13 protein-coding genes and 2 rRNA genes are annotated in these 15464 nt (G+C 59.8%); 7 read left to right on the top strand and 8 right to left on the bottom strand.

All coding sequences use genetic code 11. The features are described 5' to 3' along the window. The first annotated feature begins 35 nt into the window (after window positions 1-35). The 3 genes from acpA (at window position 36) to BFW87_RS15000 (ending at window position 3707) form a co-directional block, all read left to right on the top strand. Complete coding sequence (gene acpA / locus BFW87_RS15010) at window positions 36-1736, top strand: acid phosphatase (RefSeq protein WP_078740570.1); 1701 nt, start codon at window positions 36-38, stop codon at window positions 1734-1736. Window positions 1737-1858: 122 nt separating this feature from the next. Continuing rightward, on the top strand, window positions 1859-3028 hold the full coding sequence (locus BFW87_RS15005; protein WP_078740569.1) for a hypothetical protein: 1170 nt from the start codon (window positions 1859-1861) through the stop codon (window positions 3026-3028). 148 nt (window positions 3029-3176) lie between these two features. Further along, window positions 3177-3707 (top strand): SET domain-containing protein-lysine N-methyltransferase, encoded by a 531-nt coding sequence (locus tag BFW87_RS15000; protein WP_078740568.1) that lies wholly within the window; start codon window positions 3177-3179, stop codon window positions 3705-3707. Here BFW87_RS15000 and can read toward each other — a convergent pair. Continuing rightward, window positions 3704-4348 carry a carbonate dehydratase gene (gene can, locus BFW87_RS14995; protein WP_078740567.1) on the bottom strand — a complete coding sequence of 215 codons (645 nt, stop codon included), beginning with the start codon at window positions 4346-4348 and terminating at the stop codon, window positions 3704-3706. The genes BFW87_RS15000 and can overlap by 4 nt on opposite strands. A 139-nt stretch (window positions 4349-4487) precedes the next feature. Between can and BFW87_RS14990 the strand changes: the two genes are divergently transcribed. Next, entirely contained in the window at window positions 4488-4892 is a 405-nt protein-coding gene (locus BFW87_RS14990) for a serine kinase/phosphatase (protein WP_078740566.1), read from the top strand. Window positions 4893-5016: 124 nt separating this feature from the next. On the opposite strand, the gene rimI is transcribed toward BFW87_RS14990, so the two are convergent. Both rimI and BFW87_RS14980 read right to left on the bottom strand, forming a co-directional pair. Continuing rightward, window positions 5017-5469, bottom strand: coding sequence for a ribosomal protein S18-alanine N-acetyltransferase (gene rimI / locus BFW87_RS14985; protein ID WP_078740565.1), 453 nt, complete (start codon window positions 5467-5469; stop codon window positions 5017-5019). Continuing rightward, the gene (locus BFW87_RS14980) at window positions 5462-6205 is read right to left on the bottom strand and encodes an energy transducer TonB (protein ID WP_078740564.1); all 744 of its coding nucleotides are present in this window, start codon (window positions 6203-6205) and stop codon (window positions 5462-5464) included. Before BFW87_RS14980 ends, rimI begins: the two co-directional genes overlap by 8 nt. Before the next feature lie 187 nt (window positions 6206-6392). Between BFW87_RS14980 and mksB the strand changes: the two genes are divergently transcribed. The 3 genes from mksB to mksF are packed head-to-tail and all read left to right on the top strand — an operon-like array spanning window position 6393 to window position 11204. Further along, window positions 6393-7670 carry an Mks condensin complex protein MksB gene (gene mksB / locus BFW87_RS14975; protein WP_078740563.1) on the top strand — a complete coding sequence of 426 codons (1278 nt, stop codon included), beginning with the start codon at window positions 6393-6395 and terminating at the stop codon, window positions 7668-7670. Then, on the top strand, window positions 7660-8367 hold the full coding sequence (gene mksE, locus BFW87_RS14970) for an Mks condensin complex protein MksE (protein WP_048724390.1): 708 nt from the start codon (window positions 7660-7662) through the stop codon (window positions 8365-8367). The genes mksB and mksE overlap by 11 nt, the downstream gene beginning before the upstream one ends. Beyond that, window positions 8364-11204, top strand: coding sequence for an Mks condensin complex protein MksF (gene mksF / locus BFW87_RS14965; protein ID WP_078740562.1), 2841 nt, complete (start codon window positions 8364-8366; stop codon window positions 11202-11204). The genes mksE and mksF overlap by 4 nt, the downstream gene beginning before the upstream one ends. A 157-nt stretch (window positions 11205-11361) precedes the next feature. On the opposite strand, the gene BFW87_RS14960 is transcribed toward mksF, so the two are convergent. The 5 genes from BFW87_RS14960 to BFW87_RS14940 form a co-directional block, all read right to left on the bottom strand. After that, entirely contained in the window at window positions 11362-13665 is a 2304-nt protein-coding gene (locus BFW87_RS14960) for a PqiB family protein (protein WP_078740561.1), read from the bottom strand. Next, window positions 13658-14281: a paraquat-inducible protein A gene (locus BFW87_RS14955; RefSeq protein WP_078740560.1), complete on the bottom strand. Its 624-nt coding sequence runs from the start codon at window positions 14279-14281 to the stop codon at window positions 13658-13660. The genes BFW87_RS14960 and BFW87_RS14955 overlap by 8 nt, the downstream gene beginning before the upstream one ends. Beyond that, on the bottom strand, window positions 14268-14927 hold the full coding sequence (locus tag BFW87_RS14950; RefSeq protein WP_078740559.1) for a paraquat-inducible protein A: 660 nt from the start codon (window positions 14925-14927) through the stop codon (window positions 14268-14270). The genes BFW87_RS14955 and BFW87_RS14950 overlap by 14 nt, the downstream gene beginning before the upstream one ends. A 156-nt stretch (window positions 14928-15083) precedes the next feature. Beyond that, window positions 15084-15199, bottom strand: a 5S ribosomal RNA gene (gene rrf / locus BFW87_RS14945). Window positions 15200-15356: 157 nt separating this feature from the next. Further along, window positions 15357-15464: ribosomal RNA gene (locus BFW87_RS14940) — 23S ribosomal RNA — on the bottom strand; the annotation flags it as partial.

Below are 15464 nucleotides of genomic sequence, written 5' to 3'. Positions count from 1 at the left end.
TATTTTGAAACAACCACCCCGCAGGAACTCACAGCATGAGTGATGAGCACGAAGACCGCCCTTCCACCGATTCCGCTACCAAGGCGCCGGTAGATACCAGCCGCCGACGTTTTCTGGGGGGCGCGGCGGTGCTGGGGGTCGGCGCGACGCTGAGTGCTTGCGGCAATACCAGTGAAGCGCCGGGCAAACCGGTGACGCGGCCACTCACGCCTGAGGAACTCGACAAGGCCCTGCATGACCAGGTGAAAACCGTGGTGGTGATCTACGGTGAGAACCGCAGCTTCAACAACCTGTTTGCCGACTTCCCGGGTGTAGAAAGCCCATTGTCCGCACTCAAGCCCGCTGACTACCAGCAACGCGACCGCGACGCCAGCCTGCTGGATACACTGCCGCAAGTGTGGGGTGGCGTGACTCAGCTTGGGCCGCAGACGATTGACGGGGTGGTTTACCCCAGCGCCACTCAATACCAGGAACACTTGCCGAACGCGCCTTATGCACTCAAAGGCCCGAGCGGCGAAGACCTGCCATTGAGCCTGGTGACCCGCGACCTGTGGCACGTGTTTTATCAGAATCAAATGCAGATCAATGGCGGCAAAAACGATTACTTTGTTGCCTGGGCCGACTCGGGCGCACTGACGTTCGGTCACTACCCGCAAACCCGCTACTCATTGCGCCTGTGGGACGTCGCCAAGGAGTTCGTGCTCTGCGACAACTTCTTCCAGGGCGCCTTTGGCGGCTCGTACCTCAACCACCAGTACTTGATCAGCGCGCAAGTGCCGTTTTACCCGGACGCCGCCAACTCGGTGGCCAAATCGCAGATCGCCACGCTGCAAAGCGACGACCCGACCGACACGCGTCTAAAACCTTTGGACAAGTCACCGGCGAGTGCCATGGACGGCCCGCCACAATTCGGCCCCAGCGCACTGACGCCGGACGGCTATGCGGTGAACACCATGGCGCCACCGTATTGGCCGACCTGGATCCGCGACCCGGAACGCCCGGATTACGCCAAACCTGACTTGCCCAGCGTGCTGGTGCCGCAGTCCCACGAACATATTGGCGACAAGCTGTCGAAGAAAAACGTCGACTGGGCCTGGTACGGCGGTGCCTGGCAGGCAACGATCGACGAGCACAAGGATTCGCTGGCGATTCCGAAAATTCCAAGCTTTCAGTATCACCACCAGCCGTTCAACTATTTCACGCAACAAGGCCCGGAAAACCCGGTGGAGCGCAAGAAGCGCCTGCGCGATGGTGGCCTTGGCGATGAGCCGAGCACCAACCGTTTCATGGCCGATGCACAAGCCGGAACGCTGCCGGCGGTGACCTTCTACAAGCCCCAAGGCAACCTCAACATGCACGCCGGTTACGCCGACGTGGCCTCGGGCGATCGCCATATCACCCGTGTCTTGAAGATGCTGCAGGAAAGCCCGCAATGGAAAAACATGGTGGTGATCATCACGGTCGACGAAAACGGCGGCTGGTGGGACCACGTCGCACCGCCCAAGGGCGACCGTTGGGGCCCGGGTACGCGGATTCCGGCAATCGTGGTCTCACCCTTTGCGCGCAAGGGCACGGTGGACCATACGGTTTACGACACGGCGTCGATCCTGCGGCTGATCACCCGGGTGTTCCAGTTGGAGAAACTGGACGGCCTCAAGCTGCGCGATGACGCGATGAGCGCACGCGGCCAGAAGCCCATGGGGGATTTGAGCAACGCGTTGCAGTTCAACCGGTAGGTTTTCTTATCCAATAGCGACATCGACGGCGATTTAGCACGCGGTTTTCCTGGTCAACCGCTACTGTGTGCACGTGGGCCTTCACCCCGCGCAGACGGGCTTTCGCTGACAAGGAATCAAGCATGTTCAAACCGACCAGGTTGTCTTTCACCCTGGCCGCACTGCTGGCCAGTGCGGTCGTACAGGCCGACATCGAAGTGCCACTGGGCAGCACACAACGTGTCACCCAAGTGTTCGCGTTCCCCAATAACTGCAACGTGATCTGCTTCCGGCCCTGGACGCTGGAGCAGACCGCCGAGCATTATTTGACCCAAAGCCTGCAGCGCGACGGCTACAGCCGCGCCAAAGTCAGCGTGAAAACCCACGACGGCCAGGTGTCGGCGACCTTCACCGGCGTGCCCGACGGCTATGGTCAGCCCCTGACCGCGTTGCTCAATACCGCCGACCTGGCCTACCAGGGCGCCAGCAAACTCAACAGTGACGGCAAATGGGCCTATAACTGGTACCTGTTCCTGCCGCTGGGCATGGCCCTGGAAAACCGCAAAAGCATTGAACTGCTGCACTTTCCGCCGGATTACTCTCTGACCCAGGCCCAGGATTACCTGGAATCGGCTACCACCGACCGCTGGGCGACTTTGCTCACCGACAATGGCATCCCGGCCACCGAAACGCCGGCCTACCAGACCATCATCGATATCGCGCCGATTGCCGCGCCGTCCAATGCGGGCAAGGATCTGGAAGCCGTCTACGGCTACTTCACCGACTACCAGACGCGCATGGTCAAGGAGCTGAGCCTGCACGCCGGCGGCTCATTGCCGATGGTGGCGTTCGGCGCGCCGGTGCGTAACTGGATCAAGCAACAGTATGGCCAGACAGTGAACGTATTGAGCCTGGCGCAAATCAGCCCGGTGGCGGGCAAAACCGTGTCGGTTTTGGGCGCCAACCACCCGAGTTACATCTGGTATGCGGCAGACCCGGCCACCTATGACGGTAACGAGCAGAAGGCCGACGAGGCCGGTTTGAAAGTCATGGGCCAGGATTTGAGCGCGGCTTGCTGGCAAGCCGGAATGGGACAGAAACCGGCCAGCGACCCGAACGTATTGCTCAAGGCGTGCATGAACACCTGGCAAGTCACGCGCAAGGAACAGACCTGTGAACTGTTCTATACCTCAGTGCGCAACCAGACCTCGGTGCAGGCCAACGCCAAATGCGCCACACCGGTGATAAAAACTCAGCTGAAACAACTGAGGGACACCGCCCCGGCGCCCGTCATCGCGGCGCCGGCGCTATAAGTCGCAAAAAAAACCGCCGATATCGACTGTCAACATTGACAGTAGATATCGGCGGTTTCTTCAGCGAGTCTTGAGGCGGGCCCATCCGCTGCAAGACTGGTAGTCAGACATTATTCGCAGGTCGATGCAGCCCACCCCAAGGAGAGTGATGAAAACTCGAGCCATGGATAAGGCTACCGGCGCTGACAGTGAAAACGACAGTCTGTACCCCTTCGCAACCACGCTGGTCGAGTCAGGCTACCCCTCGACGCGCCAGTTTGAGGTCGTGCGCGATAAAAACGGTGAAACCGTCGGTATCAAATCCCGCGTCGATTTCGACAACCGCACCCTCGTAGCCAGAGTATTCGGGTATGCCTTGAACGACTGTCGCCCTCATACCTTCCAGATTTCCGCACGAATTCGGCTGTATGACCCTTGGTTCTGCGGCCAACTGCACCATTCCTGTGAGCCGAACCTGTATTTCGACACAGCTTATCTGCAGCTGTGGACAATCAAATCGATCGCCGCCAACACATGGTTGACCATCGATTTCGCCAAGACGGGCGACGTACTGCCCCAACAGTTCGCCTGCCAGTGCGGCTGTTCGATCTGTCGGGGCTGGATCAAAGGTCCAGAGGAACAACTGAGCCCGGATGGCTATTTGTTCTTCAATCAGCTGGACTGCCTCAGCCGCCCTTAAACTTCACCCAGCGGGCGCAAGCGATACTGCGGCGGCAGTTGCTCAAAGCCACTGATGGTGGTGTTCAAGCTCTTCCAGCGGCCATCCTTGATGCCATAGATGCAGCCATGGATCGACAGGTTCTGCCCGCGGTGCCAGGCGTTTTGCACAATGCTGGTGTGGCCGACGTTGGCCACTTGCTGAATCACATTCAGCTCACACATGCGGTCCACACGCTCTTCTTCGGTCGGCAGCTGGGCCAGCACGTCGCGGTTTTCGTAGTAGAGGTCACGGATGGTGCGCAGCCAGCCGTCGATCAGGCCGAACTGGCGGTCCTGCATCGAGGCGCGCACGCCGCCGCAGCCATAGTGGCCGGTAACCAGGATGTGTTTGACCTTGAGCACGTCCACCGCGTACTGGATCACCGACAGGCAATTGAGGTCGGTGTGCAGCACCACGTTGGCCACATTGCGGTGCACAAACAGGTCACCCGGCAGCATGCCGACGATTTCGTTGGCCGGTACGCGGGCGTCTGAACAGCCGATCCACAGGTATTCCGGGGTTTGCTGGCGGGCCAGCTTGGCGAAGAATTCGGGATCTTCCTGTTTGATCGCGTCCGCCCAGCGTTCGTTGTTATCAAGCAGGTCTTGTAGTTCGTTCATCAGGGTAAGCCTCAGGAATGATGCGCAGCTGTGTGACAGACGACCGCTCGTCCGGGTCACGCCGGGCGCGAATTAGCTTGAATCTTTAGGGCGCCGAGCCTGTCCACACACTATAAGCCCCACAGTATGAGGATTGGCCATGACTGAATCACGACGCCCCTTCGGCGCTACGCAGCCCGAACCGATTGATGACAACGAAGACCGCATGGGCTCCATGCGTGAGCTGGATTTTGACGAGGAAGAACCGACGGCGGAAATCGGCGATGAGATCCCTGCACGTGAGCGCGAGCACTTGTTGCCCGACGAGCGGGTGCGCGAGGCCGGGCTGACCGGGGCTTCCACCGCTGACCATGAACCGACCGATGACGATATGAGCCCGGAGACGCTGATCCATGAGGATGGCGCGCGGGATGCGCGGGAGGAAGGTGAAGATAATCCGGCGGATTATGATCTGAGCATCGTCGATGAAGACGAGATTGGCGGCGGGAATGGGCTGGATGAGGCCGAACTGGCGGATATTGATCCGGTGGACGGTAATCGCTGAGATTCATTGTAAAACCGGGAACCTGTGGGAGCTGGCTTGCCTGCGATAGCGGTGGTGAATGACACACCGCCATCGCGGGCAAGCCCGGCTCCCACAGGGATCAGCTATTACAGAAGGATTGAGGTCAGTCGACGAGCGTGCAGGCCATCACGACCGCGTCTTCACGCCCACCCACGGCGGGGTAGTAATCCCGACGACGGCCAATTTCGTTGAAACCATAGCGCTCGTACAAGCGGAATGCCCCGGTATTGCTGTCGCGGACTTCCAAAAAGCACTCCCGCGCGTTGGCGGCATACGCGCGCGACATCAGCTGCTCCAGCAACGCCAGGCCCAGGCCACGCCCCTGATTTTCCGGCTTGACGGTGATGTTCAGCAAATGCGCTTCATCGAGGATGATTTGCACCACGCCGTGCCCCACCTGCTGCTCACCTTCAAACATCAGCCAGATCTGGTACTTGCCCAGCCCGTCGAGAAAAATCCCGCGCGTCCAGGGGTGGCTGAACGCCGCGTATTCGATTTTCAGCACGGCGTCGAGGTCAGCCTCGGTCATCGGGCGGAAGGTTAAAGCCTCACTCATCGGTTGTTTTCCAGCGCGCCATCAGCCGGCGCATGGCTTGCCAGACATCAGCCTTACGCTGTGGCTCTTCCATTAATAATTCCAGGCCCGGCAGGGCCCATACCGAACCCAGGCCTTCGACCTGCAGTTCGCGGTACCAGGCTTCGGCGTTGGCTTCACCGGCAAAACGCACGGCGGGCAGGCCGACCAGCCACAGGCACACGCAGGGTTCGTCTTCCAGGCGCGCCGACACAAAACCTTGCACAAAATCCCGCGCGGCTTCCGGGCCCTGGTCCATGGTGCCGCGCGCGAGCAACGGCCAACGAACAGGGTCACCGATGATTTGCGGGCTGTCGGGCAGGCCGGCGGCGCGCAGCATGTCTTTGAGCAGCATGTAGGCCGGGTCGCGGGTCTGGAAGCGCTCGCCAGTGGGCAACTCGACCAGCAGCAGGCAGCGCCCGGCGCGGAGCAATTGCAGGGCAAAACGCGGCGGCGGGGTCACGACGGCCTTGGCGACCGGGGCAGCCTTTTCAGCCACAGGGGCTTTGGCGATGGGCGACGGGCGTGGTACTTCGATTTTCGCCCGTTCTACAACAGGGCGTACTTCGGGCGCGGGCTTGACCACCGCCACCGGCGCAGCCGCCTCCTCCCCCGACACCACGATGGCCTCATAGGGCTCAAGCGCTTCGAGCAGCTCAGGCCGCGACGGCGCGGCAAACGGCAGTTCGGTGCGGGGCAGCCAGTTGACCACCTGCATGGCGGTCAAGTAAGCGCGACGTCGGGACTCGATAAGCACAGCTCGGCCACTTGTGGATAAGTTAAGAGCGGGGATTCTACCGCTGTTCGGCAACAATCGCCCACTGCGCACTGACCGGCTGTGGATAAATCCCACTCCCGATGCAGTACAATCGCGACTTTTAATCGCCAACCAGCTGGCCATTCCGATGATCGAACCCAAGCGCGTCTTGCGCGCCCTCGCCGAACACTGGGCCCTGCTTGAGCCACTGTGCGAACACTTCGACCAAGGCACCTTGAGCCTGAGCGAATTGCGCGCACAACTGGCGGCCCAACAACTGGACAGCACGCCACAGGACATCACCAGCCTGCTGGACGTGTGGATTCGCCTGGATATCCTGGTGCCTGTCGCCAAGAGCCCGAACCGTTTCGAGCTCAACGCGCAGATCCACGACTTCCTCGCCTATCTTCGCAAGGAGCACCGGCTTGGCCTGTGCCTGGAAATCGAAGCCTACCTGCGCCACCTCGAGCGCCTGGCCGGTTATATCCAGGACGCTTTTGACATCCGTGATGGCCACGACCTCGCCCGTCAACTGCGCTTGCTGGATATGCGCGTGCGGGACGTGCTGAAAAAACTCGCCAACGACGAACAGGCCCTCGCGGCCGTGGCCGATCGCGCCAAGACCAGCGATCGGCAGATCCCGTTGCGCCAGCGTTATGCCGAGGTATTGGCGACCTGGGACGAATACGTCGAACCGATGATCCAGCTGGTGAACGCCGACGGCGCCTTCGAACAAGGCGTGCGCAAGGTCGAGAACGTGCTGTTGCGCATGCTCACCGAGCAACAGCGTCTCGGCCATTTGGTCGACGACGACATGCTGCTGCGCACCCACGCGCGCATCCTTGAAATGCAGACCAGTGCCCAACTGACCTTGCGCCATGCGCGCGAACTGCTGCTGCCGCTGCGTGAAGAAGCGCGCCGGCACAACGCCGTAACCCGTGGCGCGGCGCTGGCGCTGTCGGCTATTCGTCGTAAGGGGCTGGACGCGGTGCCGCAGGCTGCGATGCCGATGTTCACCCGGCCGCAAAGCACCTTCCTCGGCAGCGCGAGCCAGGTGGAAGCCTATGTGTACGCCCTGGCGAATTTCGAGCCGAAACCGGCGCGTTTCCCCAAGGCGCACAAGTCCCACAAGGGCGAAGCCCAGCGTGCACCGCGCACGGTCAAGGAAATGCTCGAGCGCTGCGAAGACGCACTGCCGATGCCGGACCTGATGACCTGGCTGCTGGAGCAGGAACCGGACGGCGCCACCGACGAATTGCTGTACTGGTTCTCGCGACTCTCGCGTGAAAAACGCTTCAAGCGTGAACGCCTGGAACGCCGCGACTACCACACACACGAGCACCAGGTCAGCCTGCGCTCATTCGCCCTGCTCCCGGCCAGCAGCGACGCCGCCGAGAATTCCGCGAGTATTCCTCATGCATCTTGATCTATCCGAACTGTCCCAGCTGGCGCCGATCTTTCGCGAGCTGTTCAAGGGTTACCACGTCAGCCGCCGCGACCCGGAGCTGTACGCGCAACTGTCGAACTTCCAGGACCAGTACCGCACGCTGTTCAAGGCCCTGGGCTTTGAGTTGGTGTGCGATACCCGTGGCTTCTATTACTTCGTGCCGGATTCCGCGATTGCCAGCGCGCAGGTGAACAAGACCGCGCAACGCCTGGCGTTGTTCACCTTCATCATCGTTGAGCATTTGGCCGATCAGGGCCGCGACCCGATCGCCGTACTCGATGGCGGCAGCCTGGGCCGCGATGAGTTGCCTTCGTTGCTGGAAAAATACCGCGACCTGTTTATCCAGGCCGAAGTGCAGACCCAGGAAGAACTCGAAGAAAAAATCATGCGCCGCATGACTCAGTTGGGTTTTGCCAGCGAAGACAACGGCATTTATCGCTTTCTGCCGCCGATGCACCGCTTCCTCGACGTGTGCCTGTCGGTGCAACAAGACCGCGATCTCGCGGCCAGCGTGCACAGCGTGTTGCCACTGCCGGCGCCGGTGATCATCGACGAAGACAGCGATGAAAAACTGCTGAAAACCGATGACCCGCTGGACCTGAGTGACTTCGAAGAAGAAAGCGAAGAAGACGCCATGGCCCGCGCCATTGCCGAAGAACAGGAGACTGATGCATGAGCAAGGAACGCTACGGCATCCGCCGCTTCGCCCTATTGAACACCGCCGGTTACAGCCTGGGTTTGTTCCCGCTGGAAGAGCCGCTGTCGGTGTATGGCGCGAACAACCTGGGTAAATCCGCGTCGATCAACGCCCTGCAATTCCCGATTCTGGCGCGCATGTCGGACATGAGTTTCGGCAAGTACACGCTGGAGCAGTCGCGGCGCTTCTACTTTGCCACCGACACCAGCTACATCCTCGTGGAAGTCTCGCTGCCTCACGGCCCGCACGTGATTGGTGTGGTCGGACGCGGCCCGGGCGGCGGTTTTGGTCACCAGTTCTTTGCCTATGCAGGCAAGCTGGACCTGGCGCACTACCAGAAGAACGACACCTGCCTGCGCCAGAAAGAGCTGTTCACCAACCTTGAACGCGAAGGCCTGAAAGCTTACGAACTCAAGCCGGATGAACTGCGTCGTTTGCTGGTGGGCGGTCACACCTCGATCCCGCTGGACCTGACGCTGATTCCGCTGCGTTCCACCAGCGAGCAGAGCCTGAAGACGTTCCGCGCGCTGTTTATCAACCTGCTGCACATGCGCGAAATCACCGCAGCCAAGCTCAAGCAACTGTTCCTCGATGCCTTCGAACACAGCCTGCGTTCCGGCAGCGTGGATTACATCGCTGCGTGCGAAGAAGCCTTCCGCGATGTACGACGCATGGAGCAGGACTACAACTCGCTGGTCGCCGCCGGGCCGTTGGTTGAAGCCTTGGCCAACGGTGTTCGTCAGCGCGACAGCTTGCGCGGCAAGCTGCATCGTCTGTCGCCACTGCTGGATTCGTTGCTGGGCACCTGGTCGGACTACGCCGGTGCGCGTAAGGAAGAGCTGACCATTCAGGCCGAGCACTACCGTAATGAACAAGACGCGCTGCAAAACGACCAGCGCGGTGGCACCCAGGAGCTGATGCGCCTGGAGCGGGAAATCAGCGGCATTCAGCGTTGGTTGGGCGAGCTGTCTGTGCTCAAGCATCGCTTTGCGCTGGTGGATGACGTCAAAGTGCTGGAGCAGCAACTACTGGCGGCCAAGGACGCTCACGATGAGTTGGCCGGCGCATTGGCGCAGTCACGGCAGTTCAGCGCCGAGGACTTGGACGAGCGTTTGCGCGACCTGGAAAAACGCCTGAAGTCGGTCAAGCAGCAACTCGACCACGCGGACAACAACAGCTACGCCAAGCTGCGCGAAGAATTCTCACAGCCGGATGTCGAGCGTCTGATGCGCCTGTTCAACAGTTCGCTGTTCAGCCTGCCGTTGGGCGCGCATGGCATCACGCTGGACGAGGAAGGCCTGTGGGTTAAATCCCTGGAGCAAATCCTTGATAGTTTCAAGGGCGAGCGCTTTGAAGTGCCGGGGCTGTCTATCGACATCTCGCACATCGAGCCGCCGGCGCTGCAAGCCCTGGCGGATCGCGCAGCGTTGCGCGACCAGAAAGAGCGTCTGGAAAAAGAACTCAAGCAGCTGAAAACCCAGCAGGCCGTGGCCTCTGACCGTGCAGCGAGCAAGACCCAGACCGAGGCGCTGTACCAGCAGGTGCTGGATGCGCAGAAGGCCCTGGAAGATTTCCGCCGCGCGCAAACCCTGAGCGCCGAGGAAGGCGAAAAGCTGGAAAACCTGGCGCAGATGGAAGCCGCGCAGGACGAATTGAAACGCTCCAGCGATGCGTTTACCGAACGCGTGCAACAACTGTCGGCCAAGCTGCAACTGGTCGGCCGCCAGATCGGTGATATGGAAGCCAAGCAGCGCACGCTGGATGACGCGTTGCGCCGTCGCCAGTTGCTGCCGGCGGACTTGCCGTTCGGCACGCCGTTCATGGACCCGGTCGACGACTCCATGGACAACCTGCTGCCGCTGCTCAATGACTATCAGGACAGCTGGCAGGGTCTGCTGCGTGCCGATGGCCAGATCGAAGCGCTGTACGCTCAGGTACGCCTCAAGGGCGTGGCCAAGTTCGACAGCGAGGATGACGTGGAGCGTCGCCTGCAACTGCTGATCAACGCCTATGCGCACCGTACCGATGAGGCGCTGACCCTCGGCAAGGCACGCCGTGCGGCGGTCACCGATATCGCGCGGACGTTGCGCAATATCCGCAGCGACTACGACAGCCTTGAGCATCAATTGGCGCTGTTCAACCGCGAGATCAACAAGCGTCAGGTGTCCAACCTGCAAAGCTTCCGCATTGTGCTGGCGCCGAACAAGGAAGCGCTCAAGCATATCGACCAGATCATCCACAGCGCCGGTCAGTATGAAGAAGGCGAAACCCTGTCTGTGTTCGACCTCAGCCAGAGCGCCGAGCAGGACAACAAGAACGAAGAGGCCAAGGAATACCTGGCCCGTCTTGTTGCGGCCAACCATAACCAGTTGGGCCTCAAGGATTTGTTCGAACTGGCGTTCGAGATCACCAAGGTCAACGGCCAGCCGATCATTCACACCGACATTGATGGCGCCGCGTCCAACGGCACTACCATGACCATCAAGGCGCTGACCAACATGTATTTGTTGCTGCACTTGATGGACCGCGACCAGGCCGGGCGTGTGCGTCTGCCGTATTACCTCGACGAGGCGGCGGACATTGATGAGAAGAACCAGGCGGCGCTGCTGGAAACCAGTTTGCAATTGGGCTTTGTGCCGATTCTGGCGAGTGTGAAGCCGCAGGTGTCGGCGCAGGTGGCGATTGACCTGGAAGGTGGCAGTGGGCCGAACGGTATCTACATTGATGAGGCGGATTGGAAGTACATCCGCCGTCATGATGTGGTGAAGGCGACGGTGAATGTGCAGGCGGATGAGCCAGAGCTGGATGAGGTTTGATCGGCTGTATTGAAATGTAAAAAGGCCCCTGGATGAGAGTCCAGGGGCCTTTTTTGTGTTGCCTGTGCGGGCCTCTTCGCGGGCAAGCCCGCTCCCACAGGTGACCGCGGCGATCAACTGTGGGAGCCGGGCTTGCCCGCGATGGCCTCGCCTCGGTCTATTTGCCGAGTGGGATTTTAGGCGCCCAAGTCAGCCACTCATCCTCAAACTTGTCGAACAGTGGAAAGGTCTGCTGCGGCCGCGCCGCATTGCCCATGCGATCACCATCCGGCGTAGCGAACGCAATACCACCGGCCACCAATGTCTCCAGCGATTCAGTGCGCACCGTCGCGCCTTTGAACAAGCCGAAGTCGAGACCAAACCCGCTGGTATTCCAGAAGCGACTGCCACTGCGCACCAACGTTGCGTACTTGGGTTCAATCAGGATGTGGATCAGCACGCGGTCGGCGGTCTGGCCCAGCTCGTAACCGGTGACTTTGCCGACGGTAACTTCGCGGTAGGTCACCGGTACGCCTTCTTTCAGCGAACCACGACGTGCGGCGCTGAGTACCAGGCTGAGGCCTTCTTCTTTATGAACGGCCTCCGGGGGCTGATCCAGGGCAACAAAACTTTTTTGCGGACCGGCGCTTTTCGCAGCCGGCTGCACTTCAATGTATTGGCCGGTTACCAGGGTTTCCAGATTGGCGGTTTTCATCAAGCCCAACTCAGGCTTGACCACCCAGAACTGGCTGCCGGTGCGAGCGATGCGGTCGGCCACTTGAGTGATACGCGCGCTGAGCAGCACTGACTGCATATCGGCGCTGAGGTCGACGTGCTCGATCTTGCCCACGTCCAGGCCTTTGAAGCGCACGGGCGTGCCGACACTCAGGCCATCGGCGCGATCAACCTTGATGGTCACGAGGGTGCCATGTTGGTTGGCGGCTTCACGGTCGGCGAAAAGACGGAAACGCGGGATGCGCTTCTTCAACGGCACATTCGGTTCCGGGGTTTCGAAGGCGATGCCGCCGGCCATCAGACTGGCCAGGGATTCACTCTTCACCTGGATGCCGCCGGTGAGGCCGCCGGTCAGGGTGACGCCGCTGGCATTCCAGAAGCGCGTCGAACCGTTGACCAGGTTTTCGTATTCCTTCTCGATGTGAACGCCGATCACCAGTTGCTTGTTCTTGCGCGAAAACTGGTAGCTCTGTACCGAACCGACTTTGACCTGCTTGTAGAGGATCGGGCTGCCGACATCCAGGGAGCCCAGGGTGTCGGTGAGCAACACCATGTGCAGGCCCGGGGAGCGCAGGTCCAAAGGCGGCGCTTTGGCACGCGCCACGTATTCGCGCTGTGGCGGGGTGCCTTTGTCACCAGGACGAATGGCGATGTAGTTGCCTTTGACCAGCGCCTCAAGCCCGGTGATACCTGCCAGGGAAATTGAGGGTTTGACCACCCAGAACTGCGTGTCTTGCACCAGGTAATCTTCGGCCAACGGGTCGAGCGTCAGTTCAGCGTTTGCGCTCGACAAGTCCGGGTTGATCTTCAGCGTCTTCAGGCTACCGACCTGGATGCCTTTGTACATCACCGGTGTACGTCCAGCCTGCAAGCCTTCGAAGTCGGTGAGTTTGACCTTGACCTTGATGCCCGCTGCGGCGGCGTCGAAATCTTCGTACAAGCGAAAGGGCAGGCTCGGGTCGGTCGGTGGGCTGTCTTTGCGATTCTCCGGCGTAGCGAAGGCGATACCGCCGGCGACAATGCTGGAGAGGGACTCGCTGCGCACTTTCACGCCGGAAAGGTTGGCGTCGATGCTGATGCCGCTGGCGTTCCAGAAGCGTGTGTGTTTGCGCACCAGGTTGGCGTAGGTCGGCTCAATGTAGACTTTGATCTCGACCGTGCTCTGGTCTTCAGACAGCAGGTAGCTTTTGACTTGGCCGACTTGAATCTGCTTGTAGAACACCGGGCTGCCACGGTTCAGCGAGCCGAGGCGGTCGGCTTTGAGGGTCAGATGCAGGCCAGGTTTGGCGTCGGATAACGGTGGCTCTTCGGAGAGCGCCTTGAATTTGCGCGAGGGCTCGCCGTCGCCGGGGCTGGCCGCGATGTAGTTGCCGGAGACGAGGGTTTCCAGGCCGGTGATGCCGGCGAGGCTGACGCTGGGCTTGACCAGCCAGAACCGCGTGTTGGTCTTGAGGTATTGCTCCACGTCCTTGTTCATCTCGATGGTGGCAATCACCCCGCGATTGTTGCCCTCATCGTCCAGGGCCAAGGCTTTGACCTTACCCACGGGCATGCCTTTGTAGACCACTTCGGTCTTGTTGACCTGGATGCCTTCGCCGCTTTCAAAGCGCACCTGAATCTCGATGCCTTGTTGGGAGTAGGCACGCCATCCCAGCCAGCCGCCAATGATCAGGGCGATCAGGGGCAGCACCCAAATGGCGGACCAGTTGGAGGCAGGGCGGGTTTTAGCTTTAGGCAAATCACTCATGGTCGTCGTCCGACTCCGTGTTATCCCAAATCAGTCGGGGATCAAAAGTTACTGCGGCAAGCATCGTCAAGATCACCACACTGGCGAACGCTGCCGCGCCGAGATTGGCCTCGACGCTGGCAAGTCGCCCAAAGTTTACGACCGCCACCAGGATGGCGATCACGAAGATATCCAGCATGGACCAGCGCCCAATGAATTCGATAAAGCGGTACATCACAATCCGTTGTTGCGCGGACAGCGGTTGGTGACGCTGCACCGAGAACAGCAGCAGGCCGATGCCGACCAGCTTGAAAGTCGGCACCAGGATACTGGCGATAAACACCACGGCTGCGATGGGGTACATGCCGTGCTGCGCGAGCTGGATCACGCCGGCCATGATGGTACTGGGATCGCCCTGGCCCAGGGAATTGATGGTCATGATTGGCAACAAATTGGCAGGGATATACAGAATTGCGGCTGTGATCAGCAAAGCCCAAGTGCGCGCGAGACTGTTGGGGCGACGGGCATGAATCAGTGCACCGCAACGGGTGCAGAGTTGTTCGTCGGTATCCGGTTCCTGCTTGTTGAGCTCATGGCATTCGGTACAAACCAGAATGCCCGCATCAATCGCCCGCATGGTCATCCTCCCCAGACAGCGCCTGCCAGATCTGGTGGGGCGACATCACCACCTCCAGCAGTACCTGAACCATTAATAAACTGATGAAGCAGACCAGGCCCAGGCCAATTGTGATGGACGCCATGTCCGCGAGTTTGACGATCGCGACAAGCACGCCCATCAGGTAGACCTCCAACATCCCCCAGTCCTTCAGGTGATGGTAAATGCGGTAGAACAACAGTCCGAAGCTGCGGCCAACCTTCCAGCGAATACTGAGCAACACCGCCAATTGGCAGAGCAACTTGAGCAGGGGAATACCCATGCTGCACAGGAATACAACGGCCGCGACGCCTTGCATGCCTGTGTCGAACAGACCCACCACGCCACTCCATACGGTGTCCTCCGAGGACTGCCCGAGTAGATTGAGCTGCATGATGGGTAAAAAGTTCGCTGGGACGTACAGCAACAGCGCGGCGATCACCAAAGCAAGACTGCGCTCCACGACATTGTGGCGGTGAGCATAGAGCTCATAACCGCAGCGTGGGCATTGAGCTTTTTCACCTCGAGCAAGCGCGGGCTTGCGCATCAGCAAATCGCACTCATGGCATGCCACCAGGTCATCCAGGGGTAAATTCGACACCTCGAGGGTATCAACCGGATCGGGCATAGATAGGGCTCTGACTCTAAAAAAGGTTAGGCGCCTATTCTAGTGGTCTGGTTCATAAATAACTGTGCAAATTTGTCGGCAAGCGCTGGCGATACTTTTCCATCGCCCAAAACAAAACCCCTGTTTGCGTTAGCAAACAGGGGTTTCGGAATTTAATCTTGACGATGACCTACTCTCACATGGGGAAACCCCACACTACCATCGGCGATGCATCGTTTCACTACTGAGTTCGGGATGGGATCAGGTGGTTCCAATGCTCTATGGTCGTCAAGAAATTCGGGTACTGAGTCGTGACCAGTTGGTCTCGCTTCAGCAAATTGGGTATGTGATAGCTTTCGGTGTTTTGTGAGCGTCGAACTTTCGGTTCATCTCGTCTTCACACACCGCAATCTGATGCTCGTTAGAGTAGTCAAATTGCTTGGGTGTTATATGGTCAAGCCTCACGGGCAATTAGTATTGGTTAGCTCAACGCCTCACAGCGCTTACACACCCAACCTATCAACGTCGTAGTCTTCGACGGCCCTTCAGGGAACTCAA

The sequence above is a fragment of the Pseudomonas fluorescens genome (assembly GCF_002022275.1).
Lineage (GTDB): Bacteria > Pseudomonadota > Gammaproteobacteria > Pseudomonadales > Pseudomonadaceae > Aquipseudomonas > Aquipseudomonas fluorescens_AJ.
This window is presented reverse-complemented; position numbering and strand designations above follow the sequence as displayed.